Source organism: Pimelobacter sp. 30-1 (assembly GCF_018831735.1).
Taxonomy (GTDB): domain Bacteria; phylum Actinomycetota; class Actinomycetes; order Propionibacteriales; family Nocardioidaceae; genus Nocardioides.
Genome location: NZ_NHTS01000001.1, coordinates 664,223 through 682,297, shown reverse-complemented (window position 1 = coordinate 682,297; position 18,075 = coordinate 664,223). Strand labels below are relative to the sequence as shown.

16 protein-coding genes and 1 pseudogene are annotated in these 18,075 nt (G+C 74.0%); 11 read left to right on the top strand and 6 right to left on the bottom strand.

Annotated elements, in window-relative coordinates; all coding sequences use genetic code 11:
- The first annotated feature begins 5 nt into the window (after nt 1–5).
- Nucleotides 6–1,175 (top strand): aminotransferase class I/II-fold pyridoxal phosphate-dependent enzyme, encoded by a 1,170-nt coding sequence (locus CCO04_RS03230; RefSeq protein WP_308281110.1) that lies wholly within the window; start codon nt 6–8, stop codon nt 1,173–1,175.
- On the top strand, nt 1,172–1,798 hold the full coding sequence (locus CCO04_RS03225; RefSeq protein ID WP_215812642.1) for a hypothetical protein: 627 nt from the start codon (nt 1,172–1,174) through the stop codon (nt 1,796–1,798). The genes CCO04_RS03230 and CCO04_RS03225 overlap by 4 nt, the downstream gene beginning before the upstream one ends.
- Here the strand turns inward: CCO04_RS03225 and CCO04_RS03220 are convergent.
- Complete coding sequence (locus CCO04_RS03220; RefSeq protein WP_215812641.1) at nt 1,795–3,036, bottom strand: hypothetical protein; 1,242 nt, start codon at nt 3,034–3,036, stop codon at nt 1,795–1,797. The two genes, CCO04_RS03225 and CCO04_RS03220, sit on opposite strands and share 4 nt — an antisense overlap.
- A gap of 159 nt (nt 3,037–3,195) precedes the next feature.
- Between CCO04_RS03220 and CCO04_RS03215 the strand changes: the two are divergent.
- From CCO04_RS03215 to CCO04_RS03205, 3 genes and pseudogenes are all read left to right on the top strand, one after another.
- Nucleotides 3,196–3,654, top strand: a pseudogene (locus CCO04_RS03215) (WXG100 family type VII secretion target); the annotation flags it as partial.
- A 4-nt stretch (nt 3,655–3,658) separates the two neighbouring features.
- Complete coding sequence (locus CCO04_RS03210; RefSeq protein ID WP_215812639.1) at nt 3,659–4,582, top strand: hypothetical protein; 924 nt, start codon at nt 3,659–3,661, stop codon at nt 4,580–4,582.
- A complete protein-coding gene (locus CCO04_RS03205; protein ID WP_215812638.1) occupies nt 4,579–5,943 on the top strand; it encodes a hypothetical protein in 1,365 nt (454 codons plus the stop codon). The genes CCO04_RS03210 and CCO04_RS03205 overlap by 4 nt, the downstream gene beginning before the upstream one ends.
- On the opposite strand, the gene CCO04_RS03200 is transcribed toward CCO04_RS03205, so the two are convergent.
- A complete protein-coding gene (locus CCO04_RS03200) occupies nt 5,933–6,481 on the bottom strand; it encodes a hypothetical protein (RefSeq protein ID WP_215812637.1) in 549 nt (182 codons plus the stop codon). The two genes, CCO04_RS03205 and CCO04_RS03200, sit on opposite strands and share 11 nt — an antisense overlap.
- Complete coding sequence (locus tag CCO04_RS03195) at nt 6,459–7,793, bottom strand: acyltransferase family protein (RefSeq protein ID WP_215812636.1); 1,335 nt, start codon at nt 7,791–7,793, stop codon at nt 6,459–6,461. Before CCO04_RS03195 ends, CCO04_RS03200 begins: the two co-directional genes overlap by 23 nt.
- Nucleotides 7,794–7,951: 158 nt before the next feature.
- Here CCO04_RS03195 and CCO04_RS03190 point away from each other — a divergent pair, with 158 nt between their 5' ends.
- The 4 genes from CCO04_RS03190 to CCO04_RS03175 are packed head-to-tail and all read left to right on the top strand — an operon-like array spanning nt 7,952 to nt 12,855.
- Nucleotides 7,952–8,950: a diiron oxygenase gene (locus tag CCO04_RS03190; protein WP_215812635.1), complete on the top strand. Its 999-nt coding sequence runs from the start codon at nt 7,952–7,954 to the stop codon at nt 8,948–8,950.
- 18 nt (nt 8,951–8,968) lie between these two features.
- Nucleotides 8,969–10,660 (top strand): FAD-dependent oxidoreductase, encoded by a 1,692-nt coding sequence (locus CCO04_RS03185; protein ID WP_215812634.1) that lies wholly within the window; start codon nt 8,969–8,971, stop codon nt 10,658–10,660.
- Nucleotides 10,657–11,397: a TetR/AcrR family transcriptional regulator gene (locus CCO04_RS03180; RefSeq protein WP_215812633.1), complete on the top strand. Its 741-nt coding sequence runs from the start codon at nt 10,657–10,659 to the stop codon at nt 11,395–11,397. The genes CCO04_RS03185 and CCO04_RS03180 overlap by 4 nt, the downstream gene beginning before the upstream one ends.
- Entirely contained in the window at nt 11,398–12,855 is a 1,458-nt protein-coding gene (locus tag CCO04_RS03175) for an NAD(P)/FAD-dependent oxidoreductase (protein WP_215812632.1), read from the top strand.
- 24 nt (nt 12,856–12,879) lie between these two features.
- Here the strand turns inward: CCO04_RS03175 and CCO04_RS03170 are convergent, their stop codons facing one another.
- Both CCO04_RS03170 and CCO04_RS03165 read right to left on the bottom strand, forming a co-directional pair.
- Nucleotides 12,880–14,292 (bottom strand): VWA domain-containing protein, encoded by a 1,413-nt coding sequence (locus CCO04_RS03170; RefSeq protein WP_215812631.1) that lies wholly within the window; start codon nt 14,290–14,292, stop codon nt 12,880–12,882.
- A gap of 7 nt (nt 14,293–14,299) precedes the next feature.
- Complete coding sequence (locus CCO04_RS03165; RefSeq protein WP_215812630.1) at nt 14,300–15,217, bottom strand: MoxR family ATPase; 918 nt, start codon at nt 15,215–15,217, stop codon at nt 14,300–14,302.
- Nucleotides 15,218–15,323: 106 nt separating this feature from the next.
- Between CCO04_RS03165 and CCO04_RS03160 the strand changes: the two genes are divergently transcribed.
- Nucleotides 15,324–15,719: a hypothetical protein gene (locus CCO04_RS03160; RefSeq protein WP_215812629.1), complete on the top strand. Its 396-nt coding sequence runs from the start codon at nt 15,324–15,326 to the stop codon at nt 15,717–15,719.
- A gap of 61 nt (nt 15,720–15,780) precedes the next feature.
- Entirely contained in the window at nt 15,781–17,139 is a 1,359-nt protein-coding gene (locus CCO04_RS03155) for a helix-turn-helix domain-containing protein (RefSeq protein WP_215812628.1), read from the top strand.
- 40 nt (nt 17,140–17,179) lie between these two features.
- Here the strand turns inward: CCO04_RS03155 and CCO04_RS03150 are convergent, their stop codons facing one another.
- Complete coding sequence (locus tag CCO04_RS03150) at nt 17,180–18,070, bottom strand: nuclease-related domain-containing protein (RefSeq protein WP_215812627.1); 891 nt, start codon at nt 18,068–18,070, stop codon at nt 17,180–17,182.
- Nucleotides 18,071–18,075 lie beyond the last annotated feature (5 nt).

Sequence of the window (18,075 nt, the reverse complement as noted above, 5' to 3'; positions counted from 1 at the left end):
GGAGGGTGACCGACCGCTTCACCGCCGCCGCCCGGGCGAACGTCCCGCCGTTCCACGTCATGGACCTGCTCGCCGCGGCGGCGGAGCGGCAGCGCACCCACGGCGACCTGGTCAACCTCGTCGCCGGCCAGCCCAGCACCGGCGCGCCCGCGGGCGTCAGCGCGGCGGCGATCCGGCTGCTCGGCAGCGGCGACCCGCTCGGCTACACGACCGCGACCGGCGTCGTCGAGCTGCGCGCGGCGATCGCCGGGCACTACCGCCGTACCTACGACGTGGCGGTCGACGCCGACGACGTCATCGTCACCACCGGGTCGAGCGGCGGCTTCCTGCTGGCGTTCCTCGCCGCCTTCGACGCGGGCGCGCGGGTGGCGATCGCCCGGCCCGGCTACCCCTGCTATCGCAACGTCCTCAGCGCGCTCGGCTGCGACCTGGTCGAGATCCCGACCGGCCCGGCGACCCGCTTCCAGCCGACGCCTGCACAGCTGGCCGAGGCGCACGCGCAGCAGCCGCTCGACGGCCTGGTGGTGGCCAGCCCCGCCAACCCGACCGGCACCATGCTGCTGCCCGAGGAGCTCGCCGCGATCGCCCGCTGGTGCGAGGAGCACGGCGTCCAGCTCGTCTCGGACGAGATCTACCACGGCATCCAGTACGCCGGCTCCCGGTCGAGCAGCGCCTGGGAGACCTCCCGCGAGGCCATCGTCTTCGGCTCGTTCTCGAAGTACTTCTCGATGACCGGCTGGCGGCTGGGCTGGATGCTCGCCCCCGAGCGGCTCCGCCGCCCCGTCGACGTGCTGACCGGCAACTTCTCGATCTGCCCGCCCGCGCTCGCCCAGCACGCCGCGCTCGCCGCCTTCGACGACGCGTCGTACGCCGAGCTCGACGGGCACGTCGCGCGCTACGCCCACAACCGCGGCCTGCTGCTCGACGGCCTGCGCCGGCTGGGCATCGACCGGCTCGCCCCGGCCGACGGCGCCTTCTACGCCTACGCCGACGTCGGGCACCTCACCACCGACTCGATGGCCTACTGCCGCGACCTGCTCGCCCGCACGGGCGTCGCGGTCGCGACCGGCGTCGACTTCGACACCGTGGACGGCGGGCGGTTCCTGCGGTTCAGCTTCGCGGGGACGGCCGACGACATCACGACCGCGCTCGACCGGCTCGACGGGCGGCTGTGAGGGCTGAGTCCCCGGACCCCCAGGCCGTCGTCGACGAGCACCGGGCGGCGCTCGCGCGCGGTGAGCACCGGGTGCTGCGGCTGACCCGGTCGGGTGAGCCGCACAGCTATGCACCCGACGAGATCGGCCTCGGCCCGGTCGTGTCGGGCACCCAGGTGACCAGCTGGTGGGGCTTGTCGGTGCTCGCCGCGCTGATGGCGGCGGTGTTCGCGGCGTCGTGGCTGATCGTGCTGCTGCCGGTCGCCGACGGGCACGGGCCCGCGTGGGGCGGCCTCGCGGTGACCGCGCTCAGCGGCGGGCTGGGGGCCTACGTCCTCCGGCTCGCGCACCGGCAGCACCGCGCCCGCCGCGTGCGCCGGCTGCGCGGCGTGCCGGAGCCGAGCGACCTACCGGTACCCGGTCACTGGGCCGACCCCGCGGCGCCGGACCCGCGCGCCCGGTCGTGGCGCCGGCGCCCCTGGTGGTGGGTGGCGGCCCGCGCGGTGCTGAGCGGCACGTTCGTCCTCGCCGCCGTCGGGGCGGGATCGGCCGGCGTGCTGGCGACCGCGGGCGCCGGGCTCGTGCTGACCGTCGTGCTCCCCGTCGTCGCCGCCGCGCGCCGGGTCGCCCGCCGCCGCGGCTAGGCGGGCGGGACGAAGCCCAGGCGGCGCGCCGCCGCCACCGCAGCCGGTACGACGCCCGCCGCGTCGAGCGTGCCCGGGAGCCGTCGTACGGTCCAGCAGGCGGCGAGGTCGCCGACGACCTCACCCCACATCCCGGTCTCCTCGACCAGGCTCCCGCCGCGGCGGGTGGCGGCCACCGGGACGCCGGCCGGCGCGGGGAGCAGCAGGGCAGCGCGGACCCAGCCGTCGACCGGCGCGACACCGTCGGCGAACCAGGCGAGTCGGGCCTCGGTGGCGAGCCCGTCGACCCGGCCGCGCAGCACGCCCTGGGCCCGACCGGGCACCGGCTGGTCCGGGAAGGCGCGGTGGAAGGCGTCGGGGTCCTCGAGGGTGAGCCCGAGCTCGGCGGCGGCCTCGCGGTAGGCGCCCCACCACGCGCCCGAGAGGACGTCGAGCAGGCCGGGCGCGGTCCACGCGGGGTCGGCCCACGCGGGCGGGGGCAGAGCACTCCCCACCGGCGCCGGCACGGCGAGCGGCGCGCAGGCGTCGCGCAGCCCCCGGGCGAGCGCGGCGAGCCCGGCCGCGAAGGCGTCGGCCTCGTCCGGGGCGGCGTACCCGTTGCGGACGAGGGCGACGTGCCCGCCCGCGACGACCACCTCGACGAAGGGGTGCGGCAGCGCCCGCAGCGCGGCGCCCGCCTCGCCACCGAGCCAGGTCGCGATGATCTCGTCGAGGACCGGGTCGGTCTCGCCGGCCAGCCGGAAGCCCTCCAGCCCGAGGTCGGCGAGGTCGCGCGAGCCGGACGACGGCAGGCGGTCCGAGCGGCGCAGGCACAGCCGCGGCAGCAGCGCGGCCTGCGGGACCCGAGCGGCGCCGCGGGTGGCCGGCACCCAGACCGCGTCGCGGGCGAAGGGCTCGTCGCGGGGGCCGTTGTCCCAGGTGCCCAGCCACTTCCAGGTGCCGCCCGAGCGGACGTCGTGGAAGGCGCCGTCCATCTCCGGGCCGTCGGTGCTCACCGCGACCTCGTAGAGCTGGTGCATCACCGCGGCGAAGACGTCACCGGCCAGGACGCCGCGCGCGCAGCTGAAGAGGTGCTCGGCCCACATCGGTACGACCGACGCGAAGCCCGACGGGACCTGCTGGCCGAGGTACTCCCAGCCCGCTCCGGAAGCCCAGCCGGACAGGTCGGTCGCGGGCTCTCCGCGGCGTGCGTCGGCGACGTCCTCGGGCGCGAACGCGGCCCGGCTCCGCGCCGTCACTCGTGGTGCTCGCGACGCACCCAGCCGAGAGCGGACTCCGCGATCGCGAAGCGGATGACAGCATGACGGGAGCCGGTCATGGATCGAGGATGACTCAACGAAGGCGTCCGTGAGGGCGGAATCCCCCAGGTTTGACTCGGGGCGGGAACGGGAAGGGCGCGACTCATGTACGGCGACAGCGAGATCATCCGGCGCCGGGTCGCGCAGCTGCGCGACCAGGGCGCCGACGTGCGCGCCCTCGCCGACGAGCTGGTCGCCCGGGTCGAGGCACTCGGCTGGACTGGCCGGGCCGGCGACGCGATGCGGGAGCGGGTGACCGACCGGGCCAGCCACCTGCGGATCGCGGCCGAGCGCCACACCGGCGCCGCCGACGCCCTGGCCGACCACGCCGAGGCGGTCGACGCCGTGCGCGACGAGATCGGCGCGACCGAGACCCGGGTGTCCGCGCTGGTCGCCGACGCCCAGGGCCGGATCGCGGCGATCGCCACCCGCAACGAGGCCGGGCACGGCCCGCGGATCACGCCCGACCCGCTCGACGAGACCCTCGCGGCGTTCACCCCGCCCCCGTCCGGCCACCGCGACTGGCTGGGCGTCGACGTCCCCGGCCTGGAGCGCTGAGCGCGTGCCGACCATCGACCTCACGACCGTCGCCACCCGGCCGGCGTCCGCGCTCGTCGCCGCGCCGCGCCGGATCGGGCTCACCCTCCCCGAGCTCCAGCACGCCGCCCGGCTCGCCGGCGGGGCGCCGCTGCCGTTCGAGGTGGCGCCGCCGCGCGACACCGACGCCATGCAGGCGCGGCTGGGCCGCAGCCCGGCCACCCTCGACGACCAGGCCTACCGCGGCGTCGTCGCCGCGCTCCACGATCCCGACGAGTCGCTGGCCCGGCGCGGGCTGCTCGACGGCACCCGCCTCGACCCCGGACTCGCCGGCGCGATCGGACTGCTCGCGGCCCCGCGCCTGGCGCTCGACGTCGACGTCTCGATGGCCGGCGTCCAGGCCAAGGTCTGGCACCGCCAGGACGGCAGCGCCGTCGCCTCGCTCGCGACCGCCGACGGCATGGTCTTCGAGCTCGGCTGGTTCGGCACCGACGCCTGGCCGGCCGAGCTGGCCCGGATCGCGGTGCCCTCCGAGGAGGTCACCGTCGAGCGCTCCGCCGTCCCGTCGTACGTCGACCTGCCGTTCGAGCTCGCCGACGCCGCCGCCGAGGCAGGCAGCGCCGGACGCGGCGACCTGCTGCCCGTGCTCGTCGCCCGCCACACCGGCCGGGTCCACGGTGCCGACGGTCCGCTGGCCGACGACGTCGTCGTCCGGGTCCTCACCGCGCTCTCCGGCGAGGCCCGCGGCCGGCTCCGCGCGCTCGTCGCCGACGTCTCGGGCGACGCGGTCGACACCGTCGGCGTCGTCTCCTGGTCGCTGCTGGCCGACGGCTGGCGCGCGCTGCGGCCGCACCACGCCGAAGGGGCGCTACGGCTCGAGGTCCGCGCGGTCGGTCCCGACGACCTCGCCGCCGTGGTGGCGCCGGTGCTCGGCGAGGCCGCGCGATGACCGCCGAACGGCAGACCCCGCCGCAGACCCCGCCGCCGACCGCGGTCGAGGCCGCCGACCTCGCCGACAAGTACGACCAGATGCTGCGCCTGGCCGACCTCTTCGACGACGCCGGCGCCCAGATGCGGAGCTGGGCCCAGCTCGGCCGCGACGTGCTCGCCGATCCCGATGTCGCCGACTCGGCGCCGCTCTCGCCCACCACCTGGGCGACCGCCGACGACGAGGTCCGCGGCGCGACCACCGGCAAGGGCGGCCTGCTCGGGCGTTCCATCGAGCTCGACGCCGACGCCCTGGTGCTGCGCGCGACCGTGCTCACCTACCGCTGGATCGACGACCTCCAGGCCGCGGCCTACCAGACCCTCGGCTCGATCGCGGGCAAGGCGATCGGCTACCTCGCCCCCGAGGTCAACCTCGGCGGCGCGATCGTGGCGGCCGGCCTGATCGAGACCGACGCGCTCGACCGCGACGGCGTCGCGGCCTACCTGGGCGAGCTGGCCGAGGCCAACCCCGAGCTGATGGAGCACGTCACCACCGGTGGCGGCGTGCTCGACAGCCTCCAGATGCGCGGGCTCCTCACCGCCGGCGTGCTCGCCGGCGACGCCGGGGCCGCGGCCCGCTCCGGCGGCCTGCGCGCGTCCGGCATCGCGCCGCTCACTGACGACTGGGCCGCCGCCCTGCGCGACGTCGCGGTCGACCTCACCGAGGCCCCCGACGCGACCACCGCGTCCGCGAGCGGGACCGTCGCCATCGAGGACGACCCGGGCGCCGCGCCCACCGGCCTGGGCGACCTGATGACCCTCCTCGCCCGTGCCGACGCCGACGAGCCCGTGCGGGTGCTGCGGGTCGCGCCGGGCCGCCTCGTCGCCTTCGTCTCCTGCGGCGGTACGACGACGCCCGCCCCCGGTCGCCTGCGCCTGGTCTCCGGCGACGCCTCCGGCCAGGCCGGCGCGGTCATCCGCGCGCTCGGCGCCGCCGTCGAGCCCGGACCCGCGCCCACCCGGGTGATGCTCGTCGGCCGTGGCAGCGGCGGCGCGGCCGCGCTCGAGGTCGCCACCCGCACCGACCTGCCCGGCTTCGTCGTCGACCAGGTCGTCACCGCCAACGCCCCCGCGGCCCAGCTGCCCGCGCTGCCGGCCGACGTCCAGGTGCTCTCGCTCGAGGACCGCACCGACCCCGTCGCGCTGCTCGGCTCGCTCATCAACGCGGGCACGCCCAACCGGGTCACCGTCGTCTACGACGCCGGCACCGAGCCCGGCGTCCCGGCACTCGTCGCCGGCGGCCGCGCCGCCGACCGCGCCGACCACCCGGACCTGCGCGCGGCGCTCGACCGCTGGCGCGCGGCGGGCTACCTCAGAGGCTGAACCCGCCCGGCAGCCGCCCCGACGTCCGCTCGTGGCGGACCGTCCACTCCGCGCCGTCCGGCGCCCGGTGCGCGATGCTCGCCCGCTTCTCGTCGGCCCGCCCCTGGCGCAGCGCGGCCAGCACGGCCGTGCGCCCCGCCTCGGCATCGGCGACCCGGACGTAGACGTTGAGCACCAGCGCACCGTCCGAGCCGCGCTTGCCGCGGTCGTGCCCGTCGACGTAGCCCAGCCCGCGCTCGTCGAGCACGGCCGCCAGCCACTGCCCCGCGTGCTCGACCAGCCAGTCGTCGCGGCGCTTGGTCTGCGAGGCCCACTGCACGACGAGCCAGTCGAGCGCGGCGTCCTCGACCTCGGCGAACCCCTCAGCCAGGTACGGCGCCGCGAGCTCCGCCGCCGTCGTCGCGTCGCCCGCGAGGCCGAGCTCGGTGGCCTTGCCCGCGCGGCCCACGACGCCCTCGCGCCGGACCCATGCGCCCGTCGCCTCGCTCACCCAGAGCTGGACGAACCTGCGGGGCTCACCGGGCCGGATCAGCTGCATGGCGGCCGAGGCTACCCGGCAGCCGGACCACGCCCCCGACCAGGCAGGCGGCGATCGGGACCAGCGGGAGGTACCAGAGGATCGCGCCGTCCCGGGCGATCCCGAGCGCCGCCAGCGCACCGAGGCCGCCGCACACGCCGAGCACCGCCAGCACCGGCCGCCAGGCGGCGGGCGCGGGGCGCGGGTCCGCCGCGGGCGTCTCGAAGCGCCCCACGAGCGCGACCGCACCGGCGGTCAGCAGCGCCAGCACCCCGAAGTACAGCGGCCGGGTCGCCCACCAGCCCGCGGTGTCGGGCAGCCGGTGCAGGCCGAGGCCGTCGAGCGCCAGGGAGCCCGCGACGAGGACGCCGAGCATCGTCAGGTGCCACAGGTAGATGCTCATGATCCGGCCGTTGACCAGCCCCGTGGCGACCCACACCCGGCGCCGCGCGACCAGCCGTCGCAGCAGCGGCTCCAGGCTGAGCACGACGCCGGCCTGGAGCAGCCCGAGGAAGCCCTGGGTGACCCGGGTCGGGTAGGCGTTGTCGATCTCGTCGGTGCTGACGCCGACCATCGAGACCGCATAGGGGCCGTGGACCGTGAGCAGCCACAGGACGCCGAGCCCGAGCACCACCAGCGCCAGCCGGCGACCGGCCGAGGCGAGCCGTCCGTCGAGCCAGGCGTAGCCGAGCATGTGCACCGTCGACCACACCACGACGTAGTTGAGGAAGCCCACCGCGAGCAGGTCCCGGCTCACGCTGACGTAGTCGACCAGCCCACCCAGCGCCAGCCCGCCGGCGACCGCCCACCAGCCCGCTCGCTCCCACGCGAGCAGGGTGAGGGGCGCGACCGCGACCACGACGACGTACGCCGCGAGGAACCAGGTCGGCACGAGCGAGGCCCGGCTGGCGATCCGGAGCAGGTCCGGGTCGGCGCCGAGCGCGTGCGCCGCCGGTGCGAGGACCGCCCAGAACACCATGAGCGGGAGCACGGGCAGCACCAGCCGGCGCAACCGGGACCGGAGCCAGCCGCCGTACGGCTGGGCGCGGCGGCGGGCCGAGCGCCACGACAGCGCGTTGGCGTAGCCGCCGACGAGGAAGAACACCGGCATCACCTGGAGCACCCAGGTCAGCGGGTGGGTCCACGCGGCGAGGTCGAGCAGGTCGCCGCGGTGCAGACCGCCCTCCCGGTCGACGTACACGGCCGCCATCAGCCAGTGCCCGAGGACGACGACCATGATCGCCACCGCGCGCAGCAGGTCGACGACCCGGTTGCGCTCGGGCGGGGTGCGGTCGGCGAGGGCGGCGGCGGAGGGCAGCAGGGCGTGGGACATGGGAGAGATCCTGATCACCCGAGCGCCGTCCAGGCTGGGCACGAGTACTCAAATCTTCGACGAATCGCTTGACAAAACCCCGGTCAATGTACGCAACATGGTGTTGCGCTAACACAGCGCATGCTCCTGATTTCGATGACGAGAAACGGACCGACGACATGACTGCGACCGCCGACACCCCCGTCGACACCCCTGTCGACACCACTGGCCTGAGCTACCAGGACACGCTGCGCGTGCTGTCCGAGGCGTCGGTCCACCAGCACTTCGACGCCTTCCTCGACATCGCCTGGGACAGCCCCGAGCTCGAGGTCGTGCCGAACGACCCGCGCTGGATCCTCCCCGAGATCGACTCGCTCGGCGGCACCGACTGGTACCGCTCGCTCCCGCAGGAGCGCCAGATCGAGATCGGCATGTACCGGATGGCCAACATCATGAAGGTCGGCCTCCAGTTCGAGCAGCTGCTCATCGCCGGCGTGATGAACCACCTGATCGGCATGCCCAACGGCCAGGCGGAGTTCCGCTACTCCACCCACGAGGTGACCGAGGAGTGCCACCACACCCAGATGTTTCAGGAGGGCGTCAACCGGATCGGCATCGACGTCCAGGGCGGCCCCGGCTGGTTCGTCAAGGTCGCGCCGCTGCTCACCCTGGCCGGCCGCGGCCTGCCCAACGTCTTCTTCATGGGCATCCTGGCCGGCGAGGAGCCGATCGACTACCTCCAGAAGTCCGTGCTGCGCTCGGGTCACGAGATGCACCCCATGGTCACCCGGGTGATGCAGATCCACGTGGCCGAGGAGGCCCGCCACATCGGCTTCGCGCACTCCTACCTGGTCGAGCGCTCCAAGGACTACGGCACGCTCCAGCGGTTCGGGCTCTCGCTCGCCTACCCGCTGATCATGCGGGTCCTGTGCGACGTGATCATGAAGCCCACGCGCAAGATGCAGAAGGACCTCGACATCCCCAAGAGCGTCATGCGCGAGGTCTACTGGAAGTCCGACAAGTCCGAGAAGCTCCTGCGCGACACCTTCGGCGACGTCCGCATGCTCGCCGACGAGCTCGGCCTGATGAACCGCGTCTCGCGCCGCGTGTGGCGCCTGCTCGGCATCGACGGCCGTCCCTCGCGCTTCCGCAGCGAGCCCAAGTCCGCCGCCGTCTGAGCGGACCGCGGACCCACCATGGCCTACGTCGTCACGCAGTCGTGCTGCGCCGACGCCTCGTGCGTCGTCGCCTGCCCGGTCAACTGCATCCACCCCGCTCCCGGTGAGCCGGGCTTCGGCACCACCGAGATGGTCTACGTCGACGCCGACTCCTGCGTCGGCTGCGGGGCCTGCGCCACGGCCTGCCCGGTCGGCGCGATGGTGCCGGACGCGGCGCTGACGACCAAGCAGCTGCCGTTCCTCGAGCTCAACGCCGCCTACTACGACGCCTTCCCGCACGCCGACCGGACGCCGGTCGCGCTGGTCCCCCAGCAGCGCCGGCTCACCCGCACCGGCCCGTTCCGGGTCGCCGTGGTCGGTGCCGGGCCCGCCGGGCTCTACACGGCCGACGAGCTGCTCAAGCACCCCGAGGTCGGCGGCGTCGACGTCTACGACCGGCTGCGCACGCCGTACGGGCTGGTCCGCCACGGTGTCGCACCGGACCACGCCTCGACCAAGCTCGTCACCCGGCTCTTCGAGGCGATCGAGCGCCAGCCGCGGTTCCGCTACTTCCTCGACGTCGAGGTCGGCGCCCCCGACCGGGCCGACGCGGTGACGCTCGCCGACCTGCGCGCCCACTACGACGCGGTCGTCTACGCCGTCGGCGCCTCCGCCGACCGCAGCCTCGACATCCCCGGCGAGGAGCTCGCCGGCTCGGTCCCCGCGACCGCCCTCGTCGGCTGGTACAACGGCCACCCCGACCAGCAGGGGCTCGACGTCCCCCTCGCCCACGAGCGGGCGGTCGTCGTCGGCAACGGCAACGTCGCCCTCGACGTGGCCCGCATCCTGGCCCGCCCGATCGACGTGCTGGAGCGCACCGACCTGGCTCCCGGCCCGCTCGACCAGCTGCGCGCCAGCGCGGTCCGCGAGGTCGTCGTCCTGGGCCGGCGGGGTCCCGCCCAGGCCGCGTTCACCGTGCCCGAGCTGATCGGACTGGCCGCGCTCGACGACGTCGACGTGGTCGTCGAGGCCGACCCGGCGCTGCTCACGGGCGACGACCAGCGCAGCACCCTGCTGCGCGAGCTCGCCGAGCGCGCCCCCTCGGGCGACGCCGGCCGGCGCCGGATCGTCCTCGCGTTCACCTCCTCCCCCGTCGAGGTCCTCGGCGCCGACGGCCGGGTCACCGGCGTCCGGGTCGCCCGCAACGAGCTCGTCGCGGACGCCGACGGCACGGTCCGCGCCGTCGCCACCGACGACGTCCGCACCATCGAGGCCGGCCTGGTCGTCCGCTCCGTCGGCCACCGCGGCCGCCCCGTCGCCGGGCTGCCGTTCGACGAGCGCACCGCGACCGTGCCGAACCACGAGGGCCGGGTCGAGCCCGGTCTCTACGTCGTGGGCTGGATCAAGCGCGGCCCGACCGGCTTCATCGGCACCAACAAGACCGACGCCCAGGAGACCGTCGAGACGATCCTCGACGACCTCGACGCCGGACTCCCCGCACCCACCGGCTCGGCCGCCGAGCTCACCGCCCTCGTCACCGCCCGGCACCCCCAGGCCGCCGACCTCGCCGCCTGGCAGCGCCTCGACGCCGCCGAGCGCGAGCGGGGCGCGCAGGCGGGCCGGCCGCGGGCCAAGATCACCGACGTCGCCGAGCAGCGCTCGGTCGCCGCGACTCCGGTCGCGACCCGGCGGCGCGGGCTGCTTCGTCGTACGGTGTCGCTGACATCGTGACGATGCGAGGAGGTGTCGCCGTGGCGACCGGCAACGGGAGACGCGATTCGACCGACGGCCGCAAGCGGCGTTGGCAGCAGCACAACGCCGACCGCCGGCAGGCCGTCATCGACGCCGCCCTGACGGTGCTCGCGCGCGACCTCGAGCCCGGTGCCGAGCTGAGCGTGCAGCTGATCGCCGACGAGGCCTCCGTGCACCGCACCGTGCTCTACCGCTACTTCGAGGACCGCACCGACCTCGACGTCGCCATCCAGCAGGAGATCTGCACCCGCGCCGGCGAGCTCCTGCTCGCCGCGGTCACCCTCGAGGGCACCCCGCGCGAGATCGTCGAGCGGATCGTCCACGCCTACGTCGGCTGGGGCGCCGACAACGTCGCCCTGATGAGGTTCGCCGAGCGCGACATCGCGGGCGCCGCGTCCAAGCCGCTCGACGTCGCGATCGGCCAGATCGCCGAGCAGATCGAGCTGGTCATCGGCGGCTTCCTCGCCGTCCTCGAGGCCGACGTCGAGGAGGACGACCGCGACGCCCTGACGCCGTGGGTCTTCCTGCTCGTCGGTGGCGTGATGGCCGCCGTCCGCAACTGGAGCTCCCGCGAGGAGCTGCGCCCGCCGGCCCCCCAGTTCACCCGGCTGCTGGCCGACGTGACCTGGCTGCAGATCGAGGGGCTCGCCGCCTCCCGCAACATCGAGGTGCCCGACCTCCCGGTCGAGCAGCTCCTCAACCTGAAGGAAGCCTAGATGTCCGATTCCGTGGAGCACCTCGACGTCCTCATCATCGGCGCCGGCCTGTCCGGCATCGACGCGGCCTACCACATCGGCAAGGCCTTCCCGGCCCGGTCGTACGCCATCCTCGAGATGCGCGACGCCCTCGGCGGTACCTGGGACCTGTTCCGCTACCCGGGCATCCGCTCCGACTCCGACATGTACACCCTCGGCTTCGGCTGGAAGCCCTGGAAGGGCAAGAAGGCCATCGCCGACGGTGCCGACATCCGCGCCTACCTCCAGGAGGCCGCGCGCGAGAACGGCATCGACCAGCACATCCGCTACCACCACAAGCTCGTGCACGCGGAGTTCTCCACCGACGACGCGCGCTGGACCGTCACCGTCGAGCACACCGACACCGGCGAGACCAAGCAGATCACCGCGGGCTTCCTGTGGTCGACGTCCGGCTACTACCGCTACGACGAGGGCTTCACGCCCGACTTCGAGGGCATCGGCGACTTCCAGGGTCAGGTGATCCACCCGCAGCACTGGCCCGAGGACCTCGACTACCAGGGCAAGAAGGTCGTCGTCATCGGCTCCGGCGCCACCGCCGTCACGCTGATCCCGTCGCTGGCCGACAGCGGCGCCGGGCACGTCACGATGCTCCAGCGCACGCCGACGTTCATCGTCAGCCAGCCGCTCACCGACCCGATCTCCTACCGCCTGCTGCAGACGCTGCCCGACAAGGTCGCCGGCAAGCTCGTCCGCGGCCGCTACCTCGCGATGACGATCGGCTTCTACGAGTTCTGCCGCGCCCGGCCGCGCGAGGCGCGCGCCCTGATCCGCCGGATGTCCGAGCGCCAGCTCCCCAAGGACGTCTCGTACGACGAGCACTTCACGCCGCCCTACGCCCCCTGGGACCAGCGGCTGTGCGTCGTCCCGCGCGGCGACCTGTTCAAGGCACTGCGCCGGCACACCGTCGACATGGTCACCGACCGCATCGCGCGCTTCACCGACAAGGGCATCCTGCTCGAGTCCGGCCAGGAGCTCGAGGCCGACATCATCGTCACCGCGACCGGCCTCAACCTCCAGGTCTTCGGCGGCGCGACGCTCGCCGTCGACGGTGCCGAGGTCAAGCTGCCCGACACGATGGCGTTCAAGGGCATGATGCTCAGCGACATCCCGAACTTCGCGTTCATCGTCGGCTACACCAACGCGTCCTGGACGCTCAAGGCCGACCTCGTCTGCCAGTACGTCGTCCGCGTGCTCCAGCACCTGGACAAGACCGGCACGCGCGTCGTCGTACCGCGTCGCGACCCGGCCGTCGCCGAGGAGCCGTTCCTCGACTTCGAGGCGGGCTACGTCATGCGCTCGATCGAGCAGTTCCCCAAGCAGGGCTCGGTCGAGCCGTGGCGGCTCAAGATGAACTACTTCAAGGACCTGCTGGTCTTCCGCAAGCCGGTCGAGAACGAGCCGCTGGAGTTCACTGCCTGACCCGTGCGCACCGGCCTCACTGCATCACCAGGCGAGCTCGTGCACGAACTCGCTGAGCTGGGTGAGGTTGCGGCACTCGATCATCCGCACGATCTCGGCATAGGTAGGGGCCGCGGAGTCGCCGGTGCCCCAGTTGCGCTGGTGCTCGGGGTTGAGCCAGAAGGTGCGCTTCACCGAGCTCGTGAGCTGCCGGAGGGTGTCCTCGTGCAGGTCGCTGTAGTTGGAGCGCGCGTCGCCGAGGATCAGCAGTGTGGTCTTGGGGGTGAGCGCGTCGGCGTGGTTCTCGGCGAACTTCGTGAACGCCCGGCCGTAGTTGGTCCGGCCCCACAGCGCCGCATGGCTGGCGCTGGCCGCGAGGTCGGAGAGGACGTCGACCGGGTCGGCACCCGGGCGGAAGTGACCGGTCACCTCGTGCACGTGGTCGATGAACGTGAACGCCCGCATCGACTGGAAGACCTCACGCAGCGCGAACACGAACAGCAGCGTGAACTGGGCGAAGTTGGCGACCGATCCGCTCACGTCGCACAGCACGACCAGGTCGGTGCGGTGCGGGCGCTTGGGCCGGTGGTGCGTGGTGATCGGGACGCCGCCGGTGGCGATCGACGCGCGCACCGTACGACGGAAGTCGAGCGGCGCGGTCCGCGCGTGCCGGGAGTGCTGCTCCTTGGCGAGCCGGGTCGCGAGCCGGCGCGCGAGGGGGAAGATCTCCTTGCGCATCTCGTCGAGGTCGGTACGCCGCGCGGCCATGAACGCGAGCTTGTCGATGCTCGGCCGGATCGCGACGTCGGCGACGTGGTCGGGCCCCTTCTCCTCGGCGATCCGCCGGCGGGCGTCGTCCTCGACGAGGGCCGTGAACGCGCCGATCCGGCGGCCGGCCTGGCGGCGGGCGTCGTCCTCGTCGGCGCCGGCGTTCATCAGACCCGCGACCAGCCGGTCGATCAGCTCCTGCGGGGCGACCCGCTGGAGCGCGGTGTAGGCCGACCACGACGACAGCCCCGGCCCACGACCGGGCATCGCGCCGAACGTGCCGACCATCTCGGCGGCCATCTGGCGCAGTTGGGCGTCGTCGAGCTGGGCGGCCTCGAGCGCCTCGGCCAGCCGGTCGCGGAAACCGACCAGCGCCGTGGCGTTGTCCTTGCTCGGGCCGGCCGCATCGGTGTCGTCCGCGTCAGCGGCCGCTGCGGCGCCATCGCCCACCATCGCGGGGAAGTAGACGTCGAAGAGCGCGTCGAAGGTCGTGCGCTGGGCCTGCTTCTTGACCAGCGTCGCGGCGAAGGCGTCGCGGACCGTCGTACGGTCGGACCAGTGCACGGCCGCCAGGGCCGCGACGGCGTCGGTGTCCTCGGCGAGCGACACCGACAGCCCGGCGCCGCGCAGCGCCTCGACGAACGCGAGGTGGCGGTCGAGCAGCCCGGACTGGTCGGTGCGGTCGGTCATGGCGTCCTCAAGCCCGGGCGAGCTTGAGCTCCTTGACCGCACGCTCGTGGTCGGACTGGTGCTTGAGGACGGCGCCGAGGGTGTCCTTGATCGCCTTCTCGTCGAGCTCGCGGATCTCGAGTGCGATGAGCGTGCGCGCCCAGTCGACGGACTCCGCGATCGACGGCGCCTTCTTGAGCTCGAGCTCGCGTAGCCGGCCGACCGTGGCGACGAGCTGCTCGGCGATCCGGTCGTCGAGGGCGGGCACCTGCTGCTGGAGGATCTGCCGCTCGCGGGCGGCGTCCGGGTAGTCGATGTGCAGGTAGAGGCAGCGCCTCTTCACGGCCTCGGAGAGCTCGCGGCTCGCGTTGGACGTGAGCACGACGTAGGGACGGCGGGTCGCGGCGACCGTGCCCAGCTCGGGGATCGTGACCTGGAAGTCGCTGAGCACCTCGAGCAGCAGGCCCTCGACCTCGATGTCGGTCTTGTCGACCTCGTCGATGAGCAGCACCGTCGGCTCCTCGCGCCGGATCGCGGTGAGCAGCGGCCGGGTCAGCAGGAACTCCTCCGTGAAGATGCTCCGGTCCAGGTCCTCCCATGGCCGGGATTGGTGGTCGCCGTCCCCAGTGGTCCCTGGTCCTGCCTGTGCCTCGGCGCCGCTGGCTTGGATCGCAAGCAACTGCTTCTTGTAGTTCCACTCGTAGAGCGCGCGGGCCTCGTCGAGCCCCTCGTAGCACTGGAGCCGCACCAGCTCGGCGCCCGTCGCGCGCGAGACCGCCTTGGCCAGCTCGGTCTTGCCGACACCGGCCGGACCCTCCAGCAGGAGCGGCTTCTCCAGTGCGCCCGCGAGGAACGTGGTGGTCGCCGTCGCTGCGTCCGCGAGGTAGCCGGCGCCCTCGAGCCGGGCCGTCGCGTCGGTCGGTGAGTCGAACCAGGTCATGCTCATGGACCCATCCTGCCGGTAGCCGACCAGTCGTGACCCGGCGCCGTCCAGGTCGTTGAGATCACGACGGACCGAACGTGGACGACCAGACCGGACGAGGGGGACGAAGGTGCGCGACACCATCACGCCTCCCCGCTGGTTGCGGGTCGGCGTCCACTCCGTGCGGACGGCGACCACGGTCGCCGCTCTCACCCTGCTGGTCGGCTTCGGCGCGGTCGGTGTCGTCTCGACACCCAAGCCGAGCGCGCCCTCCACCCAGCTCGGCCTGTCGATGGGACCGCTCGACGCGTTGATGGAGCAGAACCGCTGCTCGGTCACCGGGTTCGACCGCGACGTCATCCCGAGCACCGCGATCGTCCGGACCCCGGCAGGAGGCACCGAGCTGGTGTCCTTCGACCGCGGCTGGGCGGTCTTCAGCGGAGAGGCTGCGGGCGAGCTCGTGGCCGTCTGCCTGGGTCCGAAGCCGGGCGCCGCCCCGGACGGCGGCGTACCGAACTTCCGGTGACCTCGACCAAAATGCGTGTCCCTCGTATCGCTCCTTGTCAAGTCGAGGCAGAATAGGCGCTGTGGACACACACCTCGCGGAATTGAGCCGCACCATCGACGCGGCAGAGCTCGGCCGCCGCATGCGCATCGCGCGTGTGGCCGCCGGGATGACCCAGGCCCAGGTCGCAGGTGACGACGTCTCGGCGGCGTACCTGTCCCGGATCGAGGACGGCCAGCGCCGTCCGGAGGCCGGCCTGCTCGAACGGATGGCGAACCGGATGGGCGTCACGCTCGAGGACCTGCTCCTCGACGTCCCCCGGGACAAGGTGCACGAGCTGCGCCTCGCCGTCGACCACGCCCGGCTGAGCCTGATCTCCGGTGACCCCGAGGGCGCCCTGGCCGCCGTCGGCACGGTGCTCGACGACCCGGCGACCGAGCGGATCGACTTCGTGCAGCGCGCGGCGCGCCAGGTCCGGGCCGGTGCGCTCGAGGCGAGCGGCGACCTCGACGGCGCGATCCTCCTCCTCGAGGACCTCACCTCGGCCCCGACGCCCGACGCGGGCTGGCTCGAGGCGCTCGTCGCGCTGTGCCGGTGCTACCGCGACAGCGGCGACCACACCCGTGCGATCAGCATCGCCGAGCGCTCCGCCACGATGATCGACGAGCTCGGCCTGTCCGGGCTCAGCGAGGCCGTCGAGCTGACCGTCACCGTCGCCGGCGCCTACGAGCTCCAGGGCGACACCGGCCAGGCGATGCGGATGTGCGCACGCACCCTCGAGGCCGCCGAGCAGCACGACTCCGCGGTCGGCAAGGCCACGGCGTACTGGAAGGCGAGCCGGGCCGAGGCCCAGCGCGGCGGCACCCAGGCCGCGCTCGAGCTCTCCGACAAGGCGCTCGCCCTCTTCGCGCTCAGCGACGACAACCGCAACCTGGCCACGCTGCGCGCCCAGGTCGCCAACCTCCAGCTGCTCTCCGACCCGGCCGACCCCGCCGCGGCCCTGGCCACCCTGGCCGGTGCCGAGCAGGAGCTCGCCTGGTCCGGCGCGTCCGCCACCGAGGTCGCGCTCGTGCACCTGACCCGCGGCAAGGCGCACTTCGCGCTCGGCGACCACGACGCCGCCCGCTCGTGCGTCGAGAAGGCCACCGCCACCGCACCCGAGGACGCCTCGGTGCTGCGCGCCTCCGTCTCGGTGCTGCGCGGCCGGATCGCCTTCGCCGACGGCGACCGCGACGCCGCCCGCGACCTGTTCCGCGACGGCGTCACCGCGCTGACCGCGGCCGGCTCCGACCGCCGGGCCGCCCAGCTGTGGTTCGAGCTCGCCGAGCTTCTCACCGAGGTCGGCGACACCGAGGGCGCCGTCCAGGCGTTCCGCAGCGCCGGCGCCTCGACCGGCCTGCGCGTCCCGGCGCGCACGTCGGCCGCCGTACCGCAGCGCTAGCGCTGGCCCGGGCGGCTGCCCGGGCTCAGGCTGGGCCCGTTCACTGCCACGTCGTCGACCGTCGAGCCATCGCGAAGATGGCCTCGACGGTCGACGGTGGGTGGATCTCCCCGTGCCGCCGCAGCCATCCCGCCAACCGGCGCCGCGGGACGACGGCCACGCCCGCCGGCTGGCTCTTGACCACCACCTCGTCGGTGTTGACCGGCACCACCAGACCACCGACGTGGACCGGGTACCCGCACGCCGCGCTCAACAGCCGCCCGGCCCGCTCCGCCTCGTGCCGCGCATTGCGGATGTAGGGCTGCCGCGTCCCGTTGACCAGCAACGTCTCGCCGCCCACCCAGATGCTCGCGCCCGGGTGGTGCTTGGTGTTGACCGTGAACACGCCGCCGGGCCCGATCACCAGGTGGTCGATGTCGCTGCCCCGGTTGCCCACCGGGATCGCGTGCAGGAACCGCCACCGTCCGTCGTCCCGGGCCACCTTGGCCAGCTGCGCGGCGACCTGCTCCTCCCCCACCGCGCCCAGCCGCCACGCCCGCTCGTCGGTGTGCACACCCAGCACCCGGGCCAGCACCGTCTTGATCGGCGCGGCCGCGCGGGCCGCCTCGGCCTGCTCGCGGGCGGCGGCGCCGGGAGGCGTCGTCGCGAGGTCGATCCAGGGCAGCGGGGCGACGGGCTCCGGGTCGGGCGCGGGCTCGGCCTGCGGCGCGGCGGGGGGCGCGGCGGCGACCTGGTGGCCGCCCTTCCAGTCGGCGACGGCCCGCAGCAGCAGCGCCTCGTCAGCGGGCGTGCTGGGGTGCGCGGTGTCGGCGACCAGGTCCCAGTAGCCGACCTTGGCGCCGTCGGCCAGCTCGACGTACAGGCGGTCGTTGCCGTAGCGGCGCCACCGCTTCACGACCCAGATCGGGTCGTCCGCACCCGCGACGTCCATGACAG

What these genes read in the sequence shown, in the direction of transcription:
- CCO04_RS03150 (WP_215812627.1), bottom strand. Translation starts at nt 18,070, where the DNA reads ATGGACGTCGCGGGTGCGGACGACCCGATCTGGGTCGTGAAGCGGTGG.
- CCO04_RS03165 (WP_215812630.1), bottom strand. Translation starts at nt 15,217, where the DNA reads ATGAGCATGACCTGGTTCGACTCACCGACCGACGCGACGGCCCGGCTC.
- CCO04_RS03175 (WP_215812632.1), top strand. Translation starts at nt 11,398, where the DNA reads ATGTCCGATTCCGTGGAGCACCTCGACGTCCTCATCATCGGCGCCGGC.
- CCO04_RS03190 (WP_215812635.1), top strand. Translation starts at nt 7,952, where the DNA reads ATGACTGCGACCGCCGACACCCCCGTCGACACCCCTGTCGACACCACT.
- CCO04_RS03195 (WP_215812636.1), bottom strand. Translation starts at nt 7,793, where the DNA reads ATGTCCCACGCCCTGCTGCCCTCCGCCGCCGCCCTCGCCGACCGCACC.
- CCO04_RS03170 (WP_215812631.1), bottom strand. Translation starts at nt 14,292, where the DNA reads ATGACCGACCGCACCGACCAGTCCGGGCTGCTCGACCGCCACCTCGCG.
- CCO04_RS03185 (WP_215812634.1), top strand. Translation starts at nt 8,969, where the DNA reads ATGGCCTACGTCGTCACGCAGTCGTGCTGCGCCGACGCCTCGTGCGTC.
- CCO04_RS03205 (WP_215812638.1), top strand. Translation starts at nt 4,579, where the DNA reads ATGACCGCCGAACGGCAGACCCCGCCGCAGACCCCGCCGCCGACCGCG.
- CCO04_RS03200 (WP_215812637.1), bottom strand. Translation starts at nt 6,481, where the DNA reads ATGCAGCTGATCCGGCCCGGTGAGCCCCGCAGGTTCGTCCAGCTCTGG.